At 73.5% G+C, this 20069-nt stretch carries 16 protein-coding genes; 6 read left to right on the top strand and 10 right to left on the bottom strand.

The window, feature by feature from the left end; all coding sequences use genetic code 11:
- The first annotated feature begins 17 nt into the window (after positions 1-17).
- The 3 genes from ACZ3IG_RS26260 to ACZ3IG_RS26250 all read left to right on the top strand — a co-directional run bounded on the left by ACZ3IG_RS26260 (position 18) and on the right by ACZ3IG_RS26250 (position 5964).
- A complete protein-coding gene (locus ACZ3IG_RS26260; RefSeq protein WP_467435099.1) occupies positions 18-2078 on the top strand; it encodes an AAA family ATPase in 2061 nt (686 codons plus the stop codon).
- A 441-nt stretch (positions 2079-2519) separates the two neighbouring features.
- The gene (locus ACZ3IG_RS26255; RefSeq protein ID WP_467435098.1) at positions 2520-4109 is read left to right on the top strand and encodes a COG1470 family protein; all 1590 of its coding nucleotides are present in this window, start codon (positions 2520-2522) and stop codon (positions 4107-4109) included.
- A gap of 58 nt (positions 4110-4167) precedes the next feature.
- Positions 4168-5964, top strand: a complete 1797-nt coding sequence (locus ACZ3IG_RS26250) for a hypothetical protein (protein WP_467435096.1) — start codon at positions 4168-4170, stop codon at positions 5962-5964.
- Positions 5965-6017: 53 nt separating this feature from the next.
- Here ACZ3IG_RS26250 and ACZ3IG_RS26245 read toward each other — a convergent pair whose 3' ends face one another.
- Positions 6018-6695, bottom strand: a complete 678-nt coding sequence (locus ACZ3IG_RS26245) for a helix-turn-helix transcriptional regulator (protein WP_467435095.1) — start codon at positions 6693-6695, stop codon at positions 6018-6020.
- Positions 6696-6981: 286 nt separating this feature from the next.
- Positions 6982-7977: a fibronectin type III domain-containing protein gene (locus ACZ3IG_RS26240; protein ID WP_467435094.1), complete on the bottom strand. Its 996-nt coding sequence runs from the start codon at positions 7975-7977 to the stop codon at positions 6982-6984.
- Between the two features lie 362 nt (positions 7978-8339).
- Here ACZ3IG_RS26240 and ACZ3IG_RS26235 point away from each other — a divergent pair, with 362 nt between their 5' ends.
- Positions 8340-9071, top strand: a complete 732-nt coding sequence (locus ACZ3IG_RS26235; protein WP_467435093.1) for a glycoside hydrolase family 75 protein — start codon at positions 8340-8342, stop codon at positions 9069-9071.
- A 42-nt stretch (positions 9072-9113) separates the two neighbouring features.
- Here the strand turns inward: ACZ3IG_RS26235 and ACZ3IG_RS26230 are convergent, their stop codons facing one another.
- The gene (locus tag ACZ3IG_RS26230) at positions 9114-9866 is read right to left on the bottom strand and encodes an SDR family NAD(P)-dependent oxidoreductase (RefSeq protein WP_467435092.1); all 753 of its coding nucleotides are present in this window, start codon (positions 9864-9866) and stop codon (positions 9114-9116) included.
- A 144-nt stretch (positions 9867-10010) separates the two neighbouring features.
- Between ACZ3IG_RS26230 and ACZ3IG_RS26225 the strand changes: the two genes are divergently transcribed.
- Positions 10011-10679, top strand: a complete 669-nt coding sequence (locus tag ACZ3IG_RS26225) for a TetR/AcrR family transcriptional regulator (protein WP_467435090.1) — start codon at positions 10011-10013, stop codon at positions 10677-10679.
- Positions 10680-11283: 604 nt separating this feature from the next.
- Here the strand turns inward: ACZ3IG_RS26225 and ACZ3IG_RS26220 are convergent.
- The 4 genes from ACZ3IG_RS26220 to ACZ3IG_RS26205 all read right to left on the bottom strand — a co-directional run bounded on the left by ACZ3IG_RS26220 (position 11284) and on the right by ACZ3IG_RS26205 (position 16380).
- On the bottom strand, positions 11284-12306 hold the full coding sequence (locus ACZ3IG_RS26220; protein WP_467435089.1) for an aldo/keto reductase: 1023 nt from the start codon (positions 12304-12306) through the stop codon (positions 11284-11286).
- Positions 12307-12368: 62 nt separating this feature from the next.
- The gene (locus ACZ3IG_RS26215; protein ID WP_467435087.1) at positions 12369-13307 is read right to left on the bottom strand and encodes a beta-ketoacyl-ACP synthase III; all 939 of its coding nucleotides are present in this window, start codon (positions 13305-13307) and stop codon (positions 12369-12371) included.
- A gap of 44 nt (positions 13308-13351) precedes the next feature.
- Positions 13352-14890 (bottom strand): FAD-dependent monooxygenase, encoded by a 1539-nt coding sequence (locus tag ACZ3IG_RS26210; RefSeq protein WP_467435086.1) that lies wholly within the window; start codon positions 14888-14890, stop codon positions 13352-13354.
- 5 nt (positions 14891-14895) lie between these two features.
- Entirely contained in the window at positions 14896-16380 is a 1485-nt protein-coding gene (locus ACZ3IG_RS26205; protein ID WP_467435085.1) for an MFS transporter, read from the bottom strand.
- Positions 16381-16572: 192 nt separating this feature from the next.
- Between ACZ3IG_RS26205 and ACZ3IG_RS26200 the strand changes: the two genes are divergently transcribed.
- Complete coding sequence (locus tag ACZ3IG_RS26200; RefSeq protein ID WP_467435083.1) at positions 16573-16932, top strand: ArsR/SmtB family transcription factor; 360 nt, start codon at positions 16573-16575, stop codon at positions 16930-16932.
- 70 nt (positions 16933-17002) lie between these two features.
- On the opposite strand, the gene ACZ3IG_RS26195 is transcribed toward ACZ3IG_RS26200, so the two are convergent.
- The 3 genes from ACZ3IG_RS26195 to ACZ3IG_RS26185 are packed head-to-tail and all read right to left on the bottom strand — an operon-like array spanning position 17003 to position 19921.
- Complete coding sequence (locus ACZ3IG_RS26195) at positions 17003-18208, bottom strand: cytochrome P450 (protein ID WP_467435082.1); 1206 nt, start codon at positions 18206-18208, stop codon at positions 17003-17005.
- A 37-nt stretch (positions 18209-18245) separates the two neighbouring features.
- A complete protein-coding gene (locus ACZ3IG_RS26190; RefSeq protein WP_467435081.1) occupies positions 18246-18938 on the bottom strand; it encodes an HAD family hydrolase in 693 nt (230 codons plus the stop codon).
- Positions 18935-19921, bottom strand: a complete 987-nt coding sequence (locus ACZ3IG_RS26185) for an AfsA-related hotdog domain-containing protein (RefSeq protein WP_467435080.1) — start codon at positions 19919-19921, stop codon at positions 18935-18937. The genes ACZ3IG_RS26190 and ACZ3IG_RS26185 overlap by 4 nt, the downstream gene beginning before the upstream one ends.
- Positions 19922-20069: the final 148 nt, after the last annotated feature.

Raw genomic sequence — 20069 nt, 5'->3', positions numbered from 1 at the left:
GTGTTAGATTGCCGATCATGCGTTCCGGAAGTCCGCGGCTGTCCACCCGCCTGTCCGCCGCCCGTGAACGGGCCTTCATCGGGCGCTCCCGCGAACTCGCCCGCTTCCGGGCCGCGTTGACCGAGGACCCCGCCGCCCCGTCCGTGCTCTACGTCCACGGCCCCGGCGGAGTCGGCAAGTCCGCCCTGCTCAGACGGTACGCCGACGAGGCGCTGACCCGCGGCCGGCGGGTGACCCGAGTGGACGGCCGCCGTATCGACCCCTCGCCGACCGGGTTCGCGCTGGAAGCCGACACGGTGGAGACGCCGGCGGAGGCCGGCCGGCCGGCGGTCCTGCTGGTCGACGCCTTCGAGCACTGCCAGGGACTGGAGGACTGGCTGCGGGAGGGCTACCTCCCGGACCTCCCCGCGGGCTCGGCCGTCGTGGTGGCCAGCCGGCTCGCCCCCGCCCCGCACTGGGTGCACGACGTCGCCTGGCAGGGCATCCTGGAGGTCCTGCCGCTCGCCGCCCTCGACCGGGACGACGCCAGGACCCTGCTGGAGCGGCGCGGCGTCCGGGAGGACCTGCGGGACGCCGTGTTCGCCTTCGCCGGCGGACACCCCCTGGCGCTCAGCCTCGCCGCGAGCGTCGCCGTCACCGAGTCCTCGACGGCCGACGACTGGTCCCCCACCCCCGACGTCATCACCGACCTGCTCACCTCGCTCGTCGGTGAGCTGCCCGCCGGACACGAGCGGCTGGCCCTGGAGACGGCGGCCCACACCCTCGTCACCACCGAGGGCCTGCTGCGCGCGGTCGTCGGCGAGGAAGACGCCCCCCGCATGTTCGCGTGGCTGCGCGGCCTGCCGTACGCCGAGCTCGGCCGGCAGGGCCTCTTCCTGCACGAGACCGCGGCCGAGGTGATCGACCGCGACCTGCGCTGGCGCGACGCCCAGGGATACGAGCGGATGCACCGCGTGGTGGGCCACCACCTCCTGCAGCGCGCGCAGAACGCGCCGGAGGACGAGGCGATGGCCGCCATCCGGGCGCTGACCCATCTCAAGCGCTACGGCCCCATGGGGCCGTACTTCACCGGCATCACCCGCGAAGGCGACGTGTACGAGGACCCGTTGCGGCCGGAGGACCACGACACCGCCGTCCGGATGACCGCGGACACGGAGGGCGAACGCTCCGCCCGTCTCGTGCGCCACTGGCTCGGGCGGCACCCCGAGGGCTTCTGGGCCTACCGTTCCGCGCGCACCGGCGAACTCGTCGCCTTCATGGCCTGGCTCCGGCTGACCACGCCGGGGGAGGGCGCCGACCAGGACCCCGTCGCGGCGGCGGCCTGGCACCACGTGGACGCCGTCGCCCCGCTGCGCCCCGGCCAGCACCTGCTGATGTCCCGGTTCATGGTCTACCCGGCCGACTACGGCGGCATCTCGACGGTGGGCCACCTGATGCAGCTGCGGATCTGCCGCGACTGGATACGCTCCCGGAACCTGGCGTGGTCCTTCATCGTCTCCCCGGACGCCGCCCTGTGGAGCGGCCTGATGCACCACCTCGGACACCGGCAGGTGGCCGAGACGCCCTGGGACAACGACCGGGTCTTCACCACCTTCGGCTGCGACTGGCGGGTCACGCCCCTGGAGATCTGGTTCGACCGCACCCAGCCGGGCGCCCTGCACCCGAGCCCGCCGGCCGGCCGGGCGGACGCCCCCGCCGCCGCCCTGGGCGGCGAGGAGTTCCGGGCGGCGGTCCGCGACGCGCTGCGCTGCGTCCTGAAGCCGAGCGCGCTGGAGAGCAGCCCGCTGCTGCACACCGGTCTCCTCGACGACCGGGCCCGCCACAGCGAGGCCGACCCCACGGACCTGCTGCGCTCGCTGCTGGCCGAGACCGTGGAGCGGCTCAAGGGGACGGCAGGCCACCCCAAGGCGTACCAGGCCCTGTACACCACCTACTTCCAGCGCGTGCGGACCCAGCAGGGCGCCGCGCAGCGGCTGGGCCTGCCGTTCAGCACCTACCGCCGCCATCTGACGCTCGGCATCGACCTGGTGTGCGACGCGCTGTGGGAGCGGGAGCGGGCGCTGCGCGCGCTGAGCTGACGACCGGGCCCCACGGGGGCGAGCCGGTGCCGCTCGGCGCTCCCGGCCGCCCGTGCCGCGACGGACCCCCGTGCCGCGACGGCCGCCGCGCGCGGCCCGCGCGTACGGTGCCGGAGCGCGGACGGCCGCCCGCGATCCGCCCGGCGGGGCAGCGGGCGCGCCCGGAAGGGCGGTCCCCGCCGGGCGGGCCAACGCCGCCGCGCCCGCCCGGCGGGTGCCGCGTCCGTCCGCGGCCGGGCCCCGGCAAGGGCCCGGCGGCCCCTGCCCGATCGCGCGGCCGGCGCCGTGGCCGGCGTCACGGACGGCACCGGACGGCACCGGACGGCACCGGACGGCCGGGAACGGACACGGCCGGGCGCGGCATCCGGTGCCGCGCGGACGGGCGACAACCCCGCCCTCCTGGACGCTGACACCGTTCGGGCCGCTGCCTACTGTCGGCCCGTGAGCCTTTGGACCTCCCTCGAACCCGCTTCCACCACCGTCGACCCCGGTACCGACGTGACGGTACGGATGCGGCTGCGCAACACCGGTGACATCGTCGACGAGTACCGTTTTGAAGCGGTCGGCGACCTCGCGCCGTGGACGGCCGTGGAGCCGCGGACGCTGCGGCTCTACCCCGGTACCACCGGAACCGCGCAGCTGACCTTCGCGCTGCCCCGTACCCCCGACGCGGCCGCGGGCCCGCACCCGTACGCGATCCGGGTCACCCCCACGGAGCAGACCGGTGCGGCGACCGTCGTCGAGGGCACCCTCACCGTCACACCCTTCACCGAACTGCGGGCCGAACTCGTACCCCACACGGTCAAGGGCCGGTTCAGCGGCCGGCCGCGGCTGGCCGTCGACAACCTCGGCAACACCCCGCTGACCGCGTCGCTCACCGGCTCCGACAACGGCGACCAGCTGGACTACGAGCTGAGCCCCGCCAACGTGCGGATCGAACCCGGCCGCGCGGCCTTCGTGAAGGTGAGGCTGAAGCCCCGGGGGATCACGTGGTTCGGGGCGAGCGAGGAACGGCCGTACACCCTGCGCGTCCACCGCTCCGGCGCGGAACCGCACGACACCGACGGCGTGTTCGTGCAGCGCGGCGTGCTGCCCCGCTGGCTCGCCACCTGCCTCAGCGTGACCGCCGCGCTCGCCATCGCCTTCGCCGTCCTGTGGTTCGGATATCAGCCGCAGCTGCGCAGCCTGGCGACGGAGCGGACCGACGAGGTCGCCGCGGACCTCGCGCCCGCCCCCGGGTCCTCGCCGGACGCGCCCGGTTCGCAAGCGCCCCTGGTCAGCCCGGAGAAAGCGCCCGGTACCTCCGGGGGCGACGCCGAGGACAGCGGCTCCGGCGCGGGGTCCGGGGGTTCGGGGTCCGGCGGCTCCGGGGGGTCCGGTGCGTCGGACGCCGAGCAGCGGGAGACCGCCGCCGGACCGCTGCCGTTCCGCCCGGGGGACGGTCCCAACCTGTTCGTGCAGTTCGCCCAGGTACGGCTGAGCACCCTGAACGCGTCGGACCCCTGCCGGCTGACGAGCACGGTGCGTACGGGTGTCATGGACGAGGCGACCACAGCGGCGGTCACGTGCTTCCAGGAGGCCAATGACGCCCGGTACGGCGGGGTCACGGCCACCACGGACGGCCCGGGCAACCTGGGCCGGTCCACGATGACGGCACTGATGATGGCCCACTTCGGCAGCAGTACGTCCTCCGTCCAGCCGGGTGACGAGAACCCGGACGTCGTCTGGATGAACGGCATCCTCGTGTGGGCGGACAACTCGGAGTACGACGCCGGTGACGTGGAAGCGCTGCGGGGCTATGTCGAGGCCGACCTCCACTACCTCAGGAGCGCCGACGGCCGGGCGAGCAACGTCGCCGAGGACCTCTTCGCCCAGCGCGTCGCCTCCTGCCAGCGGTCCCTGGGCCTGGAAGCGACCGGCACGGTCGACGACGCGCTCTTCGCGGCCCTGCACGCCGGCCGGGTCAAGGACCAGGACCAGCCCGGGACGTCGACCGCGCGGGACTTCCCGCCCGCGCCGGTCGAGCGGTAGGGCCCCGCCGGGACACCCGGACAGTGAACATTCGAGTCTTCAGGAGGGGGGACACGCCGTGCGCACGCGCGGACAACGGGCGGGTACGGCCGCCGACGGCCGGGCAGCCGCGCCGCGGCGGGCGGACCCGCCGGGACGGGCCGCCGGCCTGCTGGCGCTGCAGCGGCCGGCGGGCAACGCCGCAGTGACCCGGGCCGTGGGGGAGCGGCGGCACGGCGACGGCGCCCCCGCTCCCGCCGTTCAGCGCATCGTGACGGACGAGCACCCCACCGTCCCCGACCAGCTCGGCATCAGGCCCGACGCACTGCCGGCCCTCGCCACCGCCGAACCCTCGATCACGGTCGGCCTCGACCCCGCCACCGGTATGCCTCAGGTCGGGGTGCGGGCGAACACGCCGCTGTCCGAGGCGTACCCGCACTGGTCGGGCGACGGGTCCCTCGCGCTCAACGGGGACCACCAGGCCAAGGAGTTCTACGCCCAGATGGAGGTCATGCACCGGGGCGATCGCGAACTGGCCGCGAGCGGCAGCAGGCTCCGGCTGATCACGGGCGACCACGCGGTGGCCAACGCGCAGGGGGACATGCTCGTCGTCGTCCGTCCCGTGCTGGAGGGGCAGAGGGGCACCGACCCGCGCAACGCGTACCTGAAGCTGACCGAGCACCAGTGCGTCGAGGTCGCCGAACGCGGGCTCGGCGGCGCGCTGGACCACGCGGTGTTCCGCGACGCCGCCGGCGACTCGGTCGCCGCCTGCATGGGACCGCGCGGCAAGGTCGGCACCCCCCGGCCGGCGCACGCGATGACCCGGGAGAACGGCCCGCGCACCCCGCGGGAGGCGGCCGAGACGGCGCAGGGCGACGTGATCGCGGCGCCGGGCGGGGAGTACGGCGACGCGCTGTACCAGGGGGCCGCCCACACCCGGGAGAACGCCGAGCGGATCGGCGTGAGCGAGTACGCCCGGCCCCGGGCCGGCGAGGGACTGACCACCCAGACCGTCCCCGACCCCGACCTCCCCGACGGCCGGGGCGACCGGACCGACTACTCGCGCAGGCTGCCGAGGAAGCAGAACAACCGCGTCCGGGACTACCACTTCGGCGCGATGGTGGCGAACAGCCTCGACGGCACGCACCACATCACCCTGGAGAACTGCAACCGCAACCTGTGGGCCAAGGAGTTCGCCCCGGAGGACCTGGCCCACGCCCTGGCCGACCGGTTCGGGGACCGGATCCGGGGGCTCATCGACTGCCTCGACGCCCAGAAGGACCTCATCGCGGAGCGCGCCTCCGTCACCCTCCTGGCCGAGCCGCGCAGACGGGCCGGGCAGCTCCAGGAGGAGGTCGTCGCGGCCGCCAGGCAGCAGTACCGGGAGGTCACGAACGAGACCAGGAACGCCCTGGGCGGGATGTGGTACTTCAAGATGTACGGCCCCGGCCCGGGAGCGATGTTGCACGACGCGCGCAAGAAGACCGCGCTCAACCCGATGATCCTCACCGTCGCCCACGTCCCGGGACTCTTCTTCGACGGCCACACCGCGCGACTGATGCCGTTCTCCCGGGACCACCTGGCGCAGATCGCCGCCACCGCGAGGGAGACCGGCACCCCCGTCACGGTGGACGCCTACGCCAAGGGCGGTGCGGTGCCCCCTGGCGAGGCCGGCGGCGCGGCGGGCCCGGACCGTCCGCGACTTCCTCGCCGCGCAGGACGTCGACCGCGAGGCCATCACCCTGAAGACGCACGCCAGGAGCAACGCCCGGCACGTCACGGTCTCCCCGGCCGAGCGCCCCACCGTGTACGGGCCGCCCAAGGCGTACACCGAGGACGGTGTGCCGGAGCAGCGGGCGAGGCGGAAAAACAGTGAGGCGGCCGGTGAACGGGACGCGGGAAGCGGGGGCGAGGGGGGCCTGTCCGGTGTCAGATGAGGCCCTCGCGCAGGGCGTACGCCACCGCGTGCGTCCGGTTGCGCAGATGCAGCCGCATGGTAAGACCTTGCAGGACGCTCTTGACGGTGCGCTCCGAGTACGCCAGTTTCGCGGCGACCTCCCGCGTCTCCAGCCCGTCCGCGATCAGCCGCAGCACGTCGGTCTCCCGCAGCGACAGCCCGGCGGGGACGGCCGGCCGGGAGGCGGTGCCGCGGTGCAGGGTGCCGACCTGGTTCAGGAGCCTGCCCAGCAGGTCGGCGGGGAGGTGGCCGTCGCCCCGCGAGGCCGCGAGGACCGCCTCCAGCAGACGGCTCGCCGTCGCCTCGTGCCGCCACACCACCGCGCCGACGCCGCACTCGATGACGTCGAGGAGTTCATGGCCGCGCAGTCTGCTCACCACCAGGACGGACCGGGAGCCGTCGGTGCGCAGGATCTTGCGCAGTTGGGCGTACGCCTCCTCGTCCAGCGCCTCGACGACCAGCACGGCCACCGCGCCGGAGGCCGGCCGGGCGGACTCGACGATGTCGAGGTCCGGCAGCTCACGCAGCTGACTGCGCGTCCCCGCCTGCGAGAGGGGGTCCTGGGCGTGGATCGTCACCGGGATCCGCGGCCGGTCGGCCTGGAGCGCCGCGTCGGCCTGGCCTGCCTGGTGAGCGTACGAACTGTGCACGTGTCTTCCTCTGGTCTCATGCCCGGTCGGCGCCACCGCGTCCGCCCCCGCCGGTGGGCGGGGGCCGGTGCGTTCCGGGAGTACGTCGGCATGCGGGCGCGGGCCGAGGGGACGGCTGGTGCCCGGGTGCGCGAGGGCACGGTCGTGCGGGCGGACGAGGTGACCGCGCCGCTCCCGTCCGGACTGTGCCGTCGCGGCGTCCACACTGCCGTCGGCGACTGCTCACCGGGAAGCTCACCGAGATGTCCAGAAGTGCTCATCGGCGGACGACGCCGGTACCGTACGGTCAGTTCCGGGCGCCCGTGGTGACGGTCCGTTCCGCCGACCAGCCGCCCCAGGTCCCGTCGGGCAGTTTCGCCCGGACCCGTACCCGGTGCGTGACGCCGGCCTCGCGGCCCGCGTAGAAGCTGTGCTCCGCCCGGTCGCGCGGGGCGTCGCCCCCGTAGACGAGCGAGGTGGCCGGCTCCCCGTCGAGCTGGATCCGGTACTCGGTCACCACGCCGTCCGTGACCGGCGGCACCCAGCTGAGGTCGATGTGGTACCCCCCGTCGGCGCGGTGGCTGCTCGCGCGCAGCCCGGCAGGGGCGGTGGCCCGCCCGTCGTCGGTGCCCGGCGTGCTGATCCGGACGGGCCCGCCGGCCGCCGAGACGTTGCCGGCCGCGTCCCGGGCCCGGACCGTGAAGGCGTAGCGGTGGCCGGGCCGCAGCCCCGTCACCACGGCCGCCGTCTGGTCCCCGCCCACGCTGTGGATCTTGGTGCCGCCCTGGTGGACGTCGTAGGAGACCACCTCCCGGTCGTCCGTCGCCGTGTTCCAGGAGAGCTGGACCGCACGGCCGCCGGCGGCCCGCCCCCGGACGTCCGAGGGCGGGGCGGGCGGCGTGTGGTCCTCCGCGACGGCCGCGGGCGTGGTCGCCCGCACCTCCCCGCTGGGCGGCCCGGTACGCCCGTCCTCGTCGCGCGCCCGCACGGTGAAGGCGTAGGCGGTCGACGGCCGGAGCCGGGTGACGTCCACCATGCGCTCCGAGCCGGACACCTCCCGCACCTTCGTCCGCCCGCGGTAGACCTCGTAGCCGTCGGCCCCGGTGACCGTATTCCACATCACGTGCACGCTGGTCGCGGTCCCGGCCTCGGCGGTGACCCCGGTCGGCGCCCCCGGCGGCGGTTCGTCCCCGTCCCCGGCCGCGCCTCCCCAGCCGCAGGAGGCGGCCAGCGCCGACGCGGCGCAGAGCAGGGCGACGCGGGGGAGGGGGCGCGGGCGCCGGGGGCCGGCGGGAGCGGACACGGCTGGCACGGTGCTGCCTCCCGGACGGGCCGACGGAAATGGTCCGGACCAATATGACCCCGCTGACGCGGCCACATCAAGTGGGTGGGAGTTCGCGGTCACTCGGAAGAGTTACGTATGCTGAGGTCCACGACGGCCCAACTCCGCGACTCGACGGGAAAGTTGGGCCGAGGGCGCGAACCGCTGTCGTCGCTGTGCCGCGCCGTGCGGGCGGCCGGAGCCGATCAGGCGCCGGCCGCCCGTCTCGCGTCGGCGTACCCGGCGTGCACCGTCTGGCCCTCCTCCGGTGGCCGCGCGGTGGACGCGGCCGGACATTGGGGCTGAGTACCCGTCAGTTCCCGCCGACGTCCCAGGAGAGACCCATGACGCGCGCCCAGTCGCTGACGCTCGTCGCGGCCAGTGCCGCCCTGCTCGCCCCGACGACGCTCCCGGACGCGCCCCCGGCCCGCCCCGGCGCCGAGGCCCATGCCCGCACCGCCTTCGAGGAGGTCCGGGAGAAACCGGGCGACGACGCCGTCACCGCCGCCGGCCTGCTGGCGAAGGTGCGCGACTGCGACCCCGTAGCACCCGGCCGCTACCGGGGCGACGCCGGCAGACCGGCCGACATCCCGGTGTGCGGGACGCCCGGCGCGGTGTTCTGGAAGGCCGACCTGGACGTCGACTGCGACGGGCGGCCCGGCGCCCGCTGCAACCGCGCCGCCGATCCGGCCTTCACCGCCTCCACGGCCTTCACGCGGTCGGACGGCCGGCCGCTGGACGCCGAACGCCTGCCGTACATCGTCGTGCCCGGGGCCGACGCCGCCTGGGACCACCGCGACCACGGCATCACCGGCGGCTCGGTCGCGGCCGTGGTGTACCGGGACCGGGTGCGGTACGCGGTCGTCGGCGACGTCGGTCCGCGGGGCGTGGTCGGCGAGGGGTCCTACGCCCTGGCCGAGGAACTCGGCATCCGGCCCGACCCGCGCGCCGGCGGAGTGCCCTCCGGCGTCACGTACATCGTCTTCAAGGGCAGCCGGGTCGACACCGTCGAGGACCGGTCGGCCGTCGAGCGGACGGGGCAGCGGCTGGCCCGCCGGTTCCTGACGGCGTCGTAGTGGCCGACGCGAGGCCGTGGCCGTACGGAAGCCGTCCCCGCCTCAGACCGCCGACCAGCCGTCGTCGACGGGCAGTACCGCGCCGTTGACGTTGCTCGCCGCGTCCGAGGCGAGGAACACGATCGCCGCCGCCTGCTCCTCGGGCCGCGCCACCCGGCCGAGGTTCACGAAGTGCGGGGCTATCGTCGCCGGGCCGTGGGCGCTCCGGTCGGCGTCCATGGAGATGGCGGTCGCCGTGCCGCCGGGGCAGACCGCGTTGGCGCGGATGCCCTGCCCCCGGTACATCACGGCGAGGGACTTGGTCAGCCCCACCACCCCGTGCTTGGAGGCGGTGTACGCGGCGCCGGCGGCACTGCCGCGCAGGGCGGCCTCGGAGGCCGTGTTCACGATCGCGCCCCTGCCCGCCGCCAGCATGTGCGGCAGGACGGCGCGGGTGAGCAGGAACGGGGCGGTGAGGTTGACCCGGATCACCCGCTCCCACTCGGCGTCGCTCACGTCCGCCGGCGCCGACATGCGGTCCATGATCCCGGCGTTGTTCACCAGCACGTCCACCCCGCCGAACCGCTCCACCGCGGTGGCCGCCACCCGGTCGACCACCGCCTGCTCGCTCAGGTCACCGGCGACGGCCACCGCCGTACCGCCGGCCCGCTCCACCTCCCGCACGACCGCCGCGGCGCCCTCGGTGTCGAGGTCGGCGGCCACCACGCGGTCGCCCTGTGCGGCGAAGGCCAGCGCGGCGGCCCGCCCGATGCCCGATGCCGCCCCCGTCACGATCACACTGCGTCCGCCGGCCATGTGCTGCTCCTCTGTTCCGCGCGTGGCAGGGGGCGTCGCACCCCTCGCCCGCACCCTACGACTTAATGTCGTCGAGCGACAAAAAGTCGTGGGGGAGAATTCCCGAGCAGCGACCACCGGCGCCACAGGAAGACGGAGGAGCACGTGACCGCAGGCCGCGGACGGACGGGACGGCCGCCCCTGACCGAGGAACGCAAGGCCGAGATCCGGCTGGAGATCGCCCACGCCGCCGTGCGCCTCTTCGTGACCCAGGGCGTCGCCGCCACCACCGGCGAGCAGATCGGACAGGCGGTCGGCGTCTCCGCGCGCACCGTCTGGCGCTACTTCCCCAGCAAGGAGAGCTGCGTACGGCCGCTGCTCATGGCCGGCGTCGAGCTGATCGCGGAGGCGCTGCGCCACTGGCGCCCCGGCCGGCCGCTCGACGAGGCCCTCGACTTCGACTCCGGCGTCGGTTCCGGCTCCGGTGCGGAGAACGGCACCGGCGGCCGTCTGCTCGCCGGACCGGACCGGGCGACCGTCGGCGCGCTGGTACGGCTCACCCGCACCGAGCCGGGGCTGCGCGCCGTCTGGCTCCAGACGCACGACGAGGCCGAACCGGCGTTCGCCCGCGCCCTCGCCGAACGGGCCGGGCTGCCCGACGGCGACCTGCGGCCGGCGATCCAGGCGGCGATGTTCAACGGGGCGCTGCGCGCGGCGGTCGAACACCACGCCTGGCACACCGCCGCCATCCCCGCCGACCCGGCGACGGCCCGCGCCGAACTGGCCGCGACCCTGCGCTCGGCGCTGGCGGTGGTGGCGGAGGGAGTCGGGTGAGGGACGCCGGGTCACCGCGGTGATCCGGAAGCGCGCTCTCTTCGGGAGCGCGACCGCCCGCTCATCGAGGTCCGGCTCCACCGAGCCGAACCCCACCGCCTTCGCACCGGCGGCCGCGCCGATGACGGTCTCCGTGAGGCCTGCGACGTGGCCGGCCGCGTAGACGCCGGCGGCACTTGTGGCGCCCTGCGGGTCCGTCAGGATGCGGTTGCCCGCGTCCCGCGTCCCGCGTCCGGAAAGCCGGAGCTCCGCCGTCTCCAGCCCCGGACCGTCGAGTCCGTCGAGCCGTGCGGTGAACCGGGGAGCGACCACGAGGGCGCGGACACCCGAGCGACCGGGCCGCTGACACCGGCCGGCAGCTGGAGTCCGGTCAGCGCAAGTACGTCCTCGACCTGTTGTCGCCGCTCGCGGCCGCCGGGAATCTCCCGCTCGACGGCGTGTTCCCCGGCTGAAGTGGCTGCACCGTCCGTCCTGGCGGTGGGTTGATCGCGAGGCCGCGCGGGCCGGCCATGACGCGCGTGGACGTCGTGCCGAGCGGCTGCTTGACGCACCCGGTCCTGCACGAGCGGGATCAAGACCTGGCTGTCGTGGACGACACCGTCCCTTATGACGGCGTGGTCATCTCCGGATAGCGCGCCCCGACGACCTGGGCCGCCAGCGGGTCGAGGAGGCACAGGTCGTCGGGGGTGAGGGTGATGCGGGTGGCCGCGGTGTTCTCGGCCACCCGCTGGGGCCGGCGTGTGCCGGGTATGGGAACGACCGGCAGGCTGTGCGCGGTTGCCCGGTGGTGGACCCAGGCCAGGGCGATCTGTCCGAGGGTCGCGCTGTGCCTGCGGGCGACGTGGCGCAAGGGGGACAGCAGCGCCTGGTTCGACCGGGCGGCCTCGCCGGTGTACCGGGGCAGGATGCGCCGCAGGTCTGCCGGGTGCAGTTCCTCTTCCGCGTCGCGGAACAGGCCGGCCAGGAAGCCCCGGCCCAGCGGGGAGTACGGCACCAGCGCGGCCCCCGACTCCCGGGCGGCGGGGACGACGCCGTCCTCCACGCCCCGGCTGAAGAGTGACCACTCGCACTGGATGGCGGCGATCGGGTGGACGGCCGCGGCGGCGCGCACCTCGGCGGCGGTGACCTCGCTGAGGCCGAGGTGGGTCACCTTGCCCTCGGTCACCAGTTCCGCCATGGCCCCGACGGTTTCCTCGATCGGCACGGCGGGATCGCGGCGGTGCATGTAGTAGAGGTCGACGTGGTCGGTGTTCAGGCGGCGCAGACTGCCTTCGATACAGCTGCGGACGTAGGTCCGGTCGCCGCGGACGGTGCGTCGGGTGGGGTCACGGCGGTCCATGGAGATGCCGAACTTGGTGGCGATGACCACGTCGTCGCGGTGGGCCGCGAGGAACGGGGCGAGCAGTTCCTCGTTCGCGCCGGCGCCGTACACGTCCGCGGTGTCGAAGAGTGTCACTCCCCGGTCGAGGGCGTGTGCCAGTGTGGCGCGGGCCTCGGAGATGTCGGTGGGCCCGTAGGCGAAGCTCATGCCCATGCAGCCCAGCCCCTGGATGCCCACGGCCGGGCCGCCGCGGCCGAGCCGTACGGTTGCCGGCCGGGGCGCGCCGGTGGTGCCGATGCCGTTCATTTCCTCTGCTCCTGTCGGGTGTTCGGCGCCGCGGAGTGCCGACGGGGCCGGGACGGCACCCCTTAGGGGGCGGTGACGACTTGTCCGGCGTAGGCGAGTCCGCCGCCGAAGCCGAAGAGAAGGACCGGGGCTCCGGAGGTGACGGCTCCCTCGGCCAGGAGCTTGGACAGGGCGAGCGGAACGCTGGCCGCGGAGGTGTTGCCGGAGTCGGTGACATCGGTCGCCACCACCGCGTTGACGGCTCCGAGCCGGGCCGCCAGCGGCTCGATGATGCGGAGGTTGGCCTGGTGCAGGACGACCGCGGCCAGCTCCTGTGGTGCGATGCCGGCCCGTTCGCAGACCGCGCGGGTCAGCGCGGGCAGTTCGCCCGTGGCCCAGCGGAAGACGGTCTGGCCCTCCTGGGCGAAGCGGGCCGGGGTGCCCTCGATCCGCACGGCGGACCCCTTGTCGGGGAAGGAGCCCCACACGACGGGGCTGATGCCCGGGGTGGCGGCCGGCTCGACCACGGCCGCCGCCGCCCCGTCGCCGACGAGGATGCAGGTGGTGCGGTCGGTCCAGTCGGTGACGGACGAGAACTTCTCGGATCCCACGACCAGGGCGCGGGTGGCCGAACCGGTGCGGATGGCCTGATCGGCGAGGGCGAGGGAGTGACTGAAGCCCGAGCAGGCCGTGTTGATGTCGAGGACTGCGGGGTGCGGAATGCCGAGCCGGGCCGCGGTGCGACCGGCCATGTTGGGAGCCCGGTGCTCCGCGGTGCAGGTGGCTACGAGGACCAGGTCGATGTCGCCGGCGGCGACACCGGCGCCGGCCAGTGCCTTCTCGGCGGCTTGGGCGGCCATGGAGTCGACCGTCTCGTCGTCGTCCGCGATGTGCCGGGTGCGGATGCCCACACGGCTGCGGATCCAGGCGTCGTCCGTGTCGACCAGCTGCTCCAGGTCGTGGTTGGTGAGGACGCGGGCGGGCTGGTAGTGGCCGAGGGCCGTGATGCGGGTTCCCTCCACGTGGGACCTCCGGGGGTGGGCTTGCTGTGGGCGGGTCGGTGGGGTCAGGGGGCCGGGACGCGCCGCCCGAGAAGCGAGTCGAGGGCGGCTTCCAGCCCGGGGCTGCCGGCGGCCGTACCGTCGTCGGCCCACGCGAGGTAGCCGTCCGGCCGCAGCAGCAGGGCGGTGAAGGGCAAGGACATCTCCGCGCCGGCGTGGACGACGTCCACGGCCGTCTGCCAGGGGGCGGCGGCCTTCTCCAGCTCGGCTGCCGTGGCCGAGTCCAGCAGGAGCAACTGGATGCGGCCGGACCGGGTCAGGTTCGCCGCCCCGGTCCGGCCGCCGTCGACGAGCAGCGGGAGATTCGGGAGGAAGGTTCCCGTCCAGGGGGACTGCCCGGGGGTGCTGGGCAGCCGGACGTCCTGGTCGCTGATCATGTCGCCGATCTGCCTGCTGACCGCCGGGTTGCGCAGCAGGTCGGTGAAGAGGGCGCGCAGCGGGTCGTGGGCGGCGCCCGGGGTCATGAGGGCCAGCTGGGCGCGGGTGTTGTCGATGGTGCGGGCGGCCGCGGGCCGGCGTTCGGCGGTGTAGTCGTCGAGCAGGCCGGCGCCGGGCCATCCCTGGAGGCGGTGGGCGAGGCGCCAGGCGAGGTTGACCGCGTCCTGGATGCCGAGATTGAGCCCTTGGCCGCCGACCGGGAAGTGGACGTGGGCGGCGTCCCCGGCCAGCAGTACCCGGCCGTTGCGGTAGGTGTGGGTGAGCCGGGAGTAGTCGCTGAAACGGTCGAGGAAGCGGGCGTTGCGCATGGGGATGTCCCGTCCCGCGATCCGGGAGACGGTGGCCTTGAGTTCCGTCAGGGTCAGCGGGGTGCGCCGGTCGGGCCGGGGACCGGCGAAGTCGAACGCGGCCACCCGGCTGGGCCCGAACGGATTCGGGCCGATGACGGTCCAGCCGTGCTCGGTGACCGTCCAGCCGGGCGGCGCGGCGTGGGGCTCGTCCAGGTCGACCAGGCCCAGCACGGCCTGGGTGCGTGGCAGGTGCTCCTCGTAGGTGAAGCCGGTCTGTTCGCGCACCAGGCTGCGGGCGCCGTCCGCGCCGACGACATGGTCGGCGCGCAGGTGCGACGGGCCGTCGGGGCCCTCCAGGGTGAGGGTGACCTCCTCCTCGTCCTGCTCCAGCGCGACGACGCGGTGGCCGCGCAGGACGGTGGCTCCGTGCTCGCGGGCGACGCGTTCGAAGAGGCGTTCCAGGTCGCCCTGTGACCGGCCGACGATGGGTTCGCCCTCCACCGCGGGTCCGGTGATCGTCAGTCCGGGCAGTCCGGCGAAGTGGAAGGGCTGGGCGCGCTCCACGCCGAGCAGGTGCGGGGCGGGCTCGGTCACGGGCAGGTAACCGCGCCGGCTCAGCGTCTGGGCGGTGCGCGCGTGCAGCGTGCCGGCCTTGGGGACGTCGAGCGTGGCGGGGTTCTGTTCGACGACCGTGACCGGAATGCCGTACCGGACGAGTTCGGCGGCGACGAGCATGCCGACCGGGCCGCCGCCGACGACGGCCACCGGCACGCGCCGGGCCGCCCGGGCGGTGCCCTCGGAGCTGGAGGAGGTCACCGGTGTCACCCGGCCTGTTCCGTGCGGGACGAGCCGCGGGTCAGGGTGACCACGAGGGCGGCGAGGACGAGGCAGACCACAGCCATCACCCACAGCAGGGTGTGGAAGGCGCTGTCGTAGCCGCCGGCCGGGTCGGTCGAGGAGCGGTCGGCCGCCAGGGAGGCCAGGAGGGAACCGAAGACGGCGACCGCGATCGCCTCGCTGCCCAGGCGCAGGGTGTTGATGAAGCCGGCGGCCATGCCCGCCTTGGCGGGTTCGACCAGTTCCAGGGCCTGGCCGTCGACCAGTCCGGCCGACAGACCCATGCCCGCGCCGGTGACGAGCATGGCGGGCGCCATCACGGTGAAGGAGGCGTCCGGGCCGATCAGGAGCAGCGCCAGGTCGCCGACGACGAGGCACACCAGCGAGGCGAAGACGACGGCCATGGGCGAGACGCCCCGCTCGACCAGCTTGGCACCCACCATGGGCAACGCCAGAACGGGGATGGTGAGCAGCAGCATGGTGGCGCCCGCGGTGGAGGCGCTGAACCCGGCGACGGTGGACAGGTACGAGGGCAGGTACGTGAGCTGGGTGACGAAGCCGAAGGAGGCGGCGACCGGCACCAGGGTGTAGGCGACGAAGCGCCGGTTGCGCAGCAGCGACACGTCGAGCAGGGGTGCCTCGGTGCGCTTGGCGAGTGCGGAGAAGAGCGCCAGCAGCACCAGGGCGAAGACCAGCAGGCCCAGCGTGCCGGGAGAGGCCCAGCCCCACGCGGAGCCCTGGACGATGCCGTAGGTCAGGGCGGCCATGGCGACGACGAAGACCACCGCGCCGCGTACGTCCAGGCGTCCGGTGCGGGCAGCCTGCTCCTTCACGCGCCGCGAGATCGCCGGCACGCACAGCAGGACGACGGCCAGTACCACGGCCTGGAGTCCGAAGATCCAGCGCCAGCCCAGCGCGTCGACCGCCGGGCCGGACACCGTCGGCCCCAGGGCCACGCCGACCCCGGCCACCGTACCGAACAGGGCGAATGCCTTGGCGCGGGCCGGGCCGTCGTAGGCGGACGACAGGATCGCGCTGCCGCAGGCGAAGATCGCGGCGCCGCCCAGGCCGGCCAGCGCCCGGGCGCCGTCGAGCACGTAGATGTTGGGGGCGAGCGCGCACGCCGCCGAGGCGATGGCGAAGACGGCTGCGCCCAGCGCGAAGGCGCGGATGCGGCCGATCAGGTCGGCGAGCGTTCCCCACACCAGGGTGAAGCAGGCGAAGGCGACGTTGAACGCGTTCACCACCCACTGGAGGGAGGCCGATCCGGCGCCGGTGTCGGCGCCGATGTCCGGCAGGGCGACGGCCGTGCCGGAGATGGAGGTGGGGACGACGAACACCGCGAGCAGCACGGCGAACAGGGTCAGTCCCGCGCCGCCCGGTGCTGCCGCACCCGTCCGGGCGTCCGCGGCGGCGGGGGGAGCGGCGGAGTGCGCGGATGACACGGGATCGGTGGTCGATGAGGCCACGGAAGGCTCCGGATTCGTTGAGCGGACGTCTCTTCGGGGCGCCGGATGGCGGTGAACACTCACGCGGAACCGCCGCCTCGAAGGTACGGTTTCTGTCGTACCTAAAGCTGGCACGAGATAGAGGTCGGATGCAAGTAGTACCTTTGAGGGGATGCGACGACGCAGCAAGCACACCCTGTGAGGAGCAGCGGCATGCCGGACACCGAAGGGCACCCCACCACCGGGGAGATGGACCTTTTCACCGTGCTCAGAGCTTTGTCGGACCCGTTGCGCTACCACGTGATGGCCACACTGGTACGCCAGTCCGAGGACACCGAGCGGACCTGCACGTCCTTCGGTCTGCCGGTGTCCAAATCCACCCGCACCCACCACTTCCGCATCCTGCGGGAGGCCGGTCTGATCCGGCAGGTCGACCGGGGAAACAGCCGCAGCGCGCAACTGCGCCGGCAGGACATCGAGGACCGCTTCCCCGGCCTGCTGAGGCTCATCGCGGACAATCCGTCACCGCCGGTGACGGCGGACGTCCTTCCGCGGGAGGCACTCGGCGTGTGAAACGGTCCGTCCGCGTGTGAGCGGGGCACACGCGGACGGGGGAGCTCCGGTGGACGTCGTGCGGTCGGTGCTACCAGCGGACGGGCAGCGACGTGGGGCGGCGCAGGATCACCCCGCTGTCCCACGGCAGGGTCTCCGCGTCCGCCGCCAGGGCGAGGCCGGGGAGCTCCGCCGCGAGGACGGTGAGCAGCTCGGTGATCTCCATCCGGGCCAGGGCCGCGCCCATGCAGTGATGCATCCCGTACCCGAACTGCAGATGCCTCTTGCCCTGCCGGTCCGGGTCGACGACCAGCGGGTCGGGGAAGACCTCCGGGTCCCGGTTGGCCTGGAAGGCGTCCGGGTACACCACGTCACCCTCCTCGATGACGCCCTCCGAGACCTCGACCCGGCGGGTGGCCAGACGGGGGAAGGCGGAGATGTTGCCCAGTGGGATCAGCCGGATCAGTTCGTCCAGGATCAGGCCGGTGTCCTCGGGGCGGTCGGCCAGCCGCTGCCACAGTACGGGCCTGCACAGCAGCGTGTACACGATCTTGGAGGCGACGGACAGCACGTTCTGGTCCGCGCCGAGCACCGAACCGAGCAGGATGCCCACCAGTTCCGCGTCGCTCAGCGGGGGCTCCGCCGCGGTACCGCGCGCGGCCACGAAGCGGTCGATCAGACCGCCCTCCGCACGCGGCCGGGCGCCGGTGACCAGGTCCGTCAGGTATCCGTACAGAGCGGTGAAGTCCTCCACCAGTCCGGGGACGTCGTCGTGGGAGGCGATCTGCACCGTGTGCGCGAGCGGGCGGTAGAACGGGATGTCGGCGTCGGGTATGCCGAGGAAACGCCCGTTGACCTCGGCGGGCAGCCGGTCGAGGACCGTCGCGTAGAGGTCCGGCCGTTCCTCGGCCCGCAGGCGCTCCACCTTGTCGAGGACCAGCTCGCGCACGACGGGCCTGAGCTTCTCCACACCGGACGCGCTGTAGTCGGCGTTGACGAACGTCTTCATCCGCGCGTGGTGGGGCGCGTCCAGGTTGAGCAGCAGCTCCTTCGGCATGATCGTCGGCAGGAAGCTGGGCCCGTCCTCGGTGTTGGTGGCGGTGCGGCCGAAGGAGGGGTCGGTGAGGACCCGGTGTACGTCCGCGTAGCGGGTGAGGTGCAAGGCGGTGTGCCCGCTGGGCAGGACGATCTGGCTGACGCCACCCCGGCTGCGCTCGGCGAGCGGAGTGAAGGCGGGGACCGGGTCGAGGTTCGGAATGCCTTCGACGCCGGCCACTTCGGGAACGAGGGTGGTCATGTGTGCTCCAGAAGAGAAAGGATGTGGTCGTGACTCATCAGGGCATGCGGCACAGCAGGACACCGGTGACCGCGCTCAGTTCGAGAAGGGCCTGGCGGGTGTCGCGGAAGTGGACCGTGGTCCAGCCGGCCGTCTCGGCGGCGGCGCAGTTCTCCGCCAGGTCGTCGATGAGCACGCAGTCCTCCGCCGCCACACGCGCGGTCCGCCCGGCCAGCGCGTACATCTCCGGCTGCGGCTTGCGGACACCGTGGTCGCAGGAGTCGACCACGGCATCGAACGCCACGGAATCGACGATCTTCTTCCAGTACGGCCCCCACTCCCGCACGTTGTTGGAGAGCACGCCCACCCGGAAGCCCTCCCGGCGCAGCCGCCGGGCCGCGGCGGCCATGCCCTCGTTGACCGTGATCCCGTCGAACCACTGCCGTCCGAAGTGGTCCCAGTCCGCCCGCGACTGATCGACCTCGGGCCACTTCCGCCGCAGCGCCGCGGAGAGCAACGCGGCCCACCTGGCCTCGGGCATCGTGCCGAGCTCGATGGGTTCGAGGGCCGGGACCCCCAGCTCACGCCCTACCTCGGCCATCGCGTTCTGCATCTGCTCCGGGGTGATACCGGTCTTCTTCTCGAACGACCGGAACAGCTCGTCCAACGGCGGGGACAGCACCCCGCCGAAGTCGAACCAGACCATCAGCGCGGGACTGTGGCCGGCCCCGGCCCGGGAACCCGCCGTCACACCGACACCAGCTCGGCCGCGGCCGCGGGGGCCACGAAGCAGGACCGCGCCAGGCCGAAACGCGCCGTGGCGATCGTGTGCTCCTCCTGCACCATGTCCATGGTGACCGCGACGCCGTCCGTGCCGACCGCACCGACCCGCGCCCTGCAGTCGGTCGGCAGCTCGAACTCCCCGACCCGCAGGAACTCCGTGGCCACAGAGGTCACGACCAGCCCTCGTGGAGCGAGGCCGTGCACCTCGCTCGCGGCGTAGAGGGCGGTCTGGCGGAACGCCTCGAACATGAGCGCGCCCGATATGTGGTCCAACGGGTGATCGAAGAGGCCAGGGTGGTCCCTGTCGACCACCACGTGTCCGGTCACCTGGTCACCCTCGACCTCGGCACCGGCGAGTACGACGTTCTGCGCCGACCCCCGGCCGACCAGGTAGGTCGGCAGGCGCAACTCGGTGAGGTGGGCACGGGGCGTCAGATCGAGCGATGCCCGGGCCCGTTCCCGCAGGGCCTGCCACGTCCGGCGCGTCATCCACCGCCACTCCAGGCACCCTTGCGCGACCACGGCGCCGTCCACCGAGACGGAAGCCCGGAACACCGCCCCGCTGGCCCGCCCGCCCCTCTGCTTCACCTGCTCCGGCTGGAAGTCGACCGTGACGTGCGTGGGCCTGGCCCCGATGCGCAGCGGACGCATGTCGAGCACGTCCAGCGTGGCAGCGTCGAAGACCATGCTCGACTCCTGCGGCGCGTCGAGGAGGCAGTGCGAGGCAAGGATGCCGCACTGCCGCAGCACCTCCATGATCACAAGGGGGTCGTACAGTGCGGGGTTGCTGGTGTGATCGTTGTAGTAACTGTGCGTGCGCGGCAGCTGAGCGGCAACCGACAGGCCGTCCCCTTGTGGCTGATAGTCGGTCAGAAACACTTCCGCCAACGCCTCTCTGTGCACCAGAGCGCGCGGGACCGTGCTCGAATAACCGAGCTGTGTGGCTGCCATGACAGGCTCCCCTTCCGTCAGAGCGAGGTACGACGGCGACCATACCTATGCCCACAGGACGACGGCCAGTGAATTAATTACGCTGCTAACGATCGAATGTGCGCACTCTCGTTACACGCTGAATAAAGCCCCTGGCCAGACCGCGCGT

It is taken from the genome of Streptomyces sp. NPDC016677, assembly GCF_055562815.1.
Note: the sequence above shows the minus strand (reverse complement) of the source record. Positions and strands in the feature narration are given on the sequence as shown.

Bases quoted from the DNA above. Each gene is read 5' to 3' on its own strand.
- ACZ3IG_RS26185 (WP_467435080.1), bottom strand. From the start codon at position 19,921: ATGGCAGCCACACAGCTCGGTTATTCGAGCACGGTCCCGCGCGCTCTG.
- ACZ3IG_RS26220 (WP_467435089.1), bottom strand. From the start codon at position 12,306: ATGAACGGCATCGGCACCACCGGCGCGCCCCGGCCGGCAACCGTACGG.
- ACZ3IG_RS26200 (WP_467435083.1), top strand. From the start codon at position 16,573: ATGCCGGACACCGAAGGGCACCCCACCACCGGGGAGATGGACCTTTTC.
- ACZ3IG_RS26195 (WP_467435082.1), bottom strand. From the start codon at position 18,208: ATGACCACCCTCGTTCCCGAAGTGGCCGGCGTCGAAGGCATTCCGAAC.
- ACZ3IG_RS26235 (WP_467435093.1), top strand. From the start codon at position 8,340: ATGACGCGCGCCCAGTCGCTGACGCTCGTCGCGGCCAGTGCCGCCCTG.
- ACZ3IG_RS26230 (WP_467435092.1), bottom strand. From the start codon at position 9,866: ATGGCCGGCGGACGCAGTGTGATCGTGACGGGGGCGGCATCGGGCATC.
- ACZ3IG_RS26260 (WP_467435099.1), top strand. From the start codon at position 18: ATGCGTTCCGGAAGTCCGCGGCTGTCCACCCGCCTGTCCGCCGCCCGT.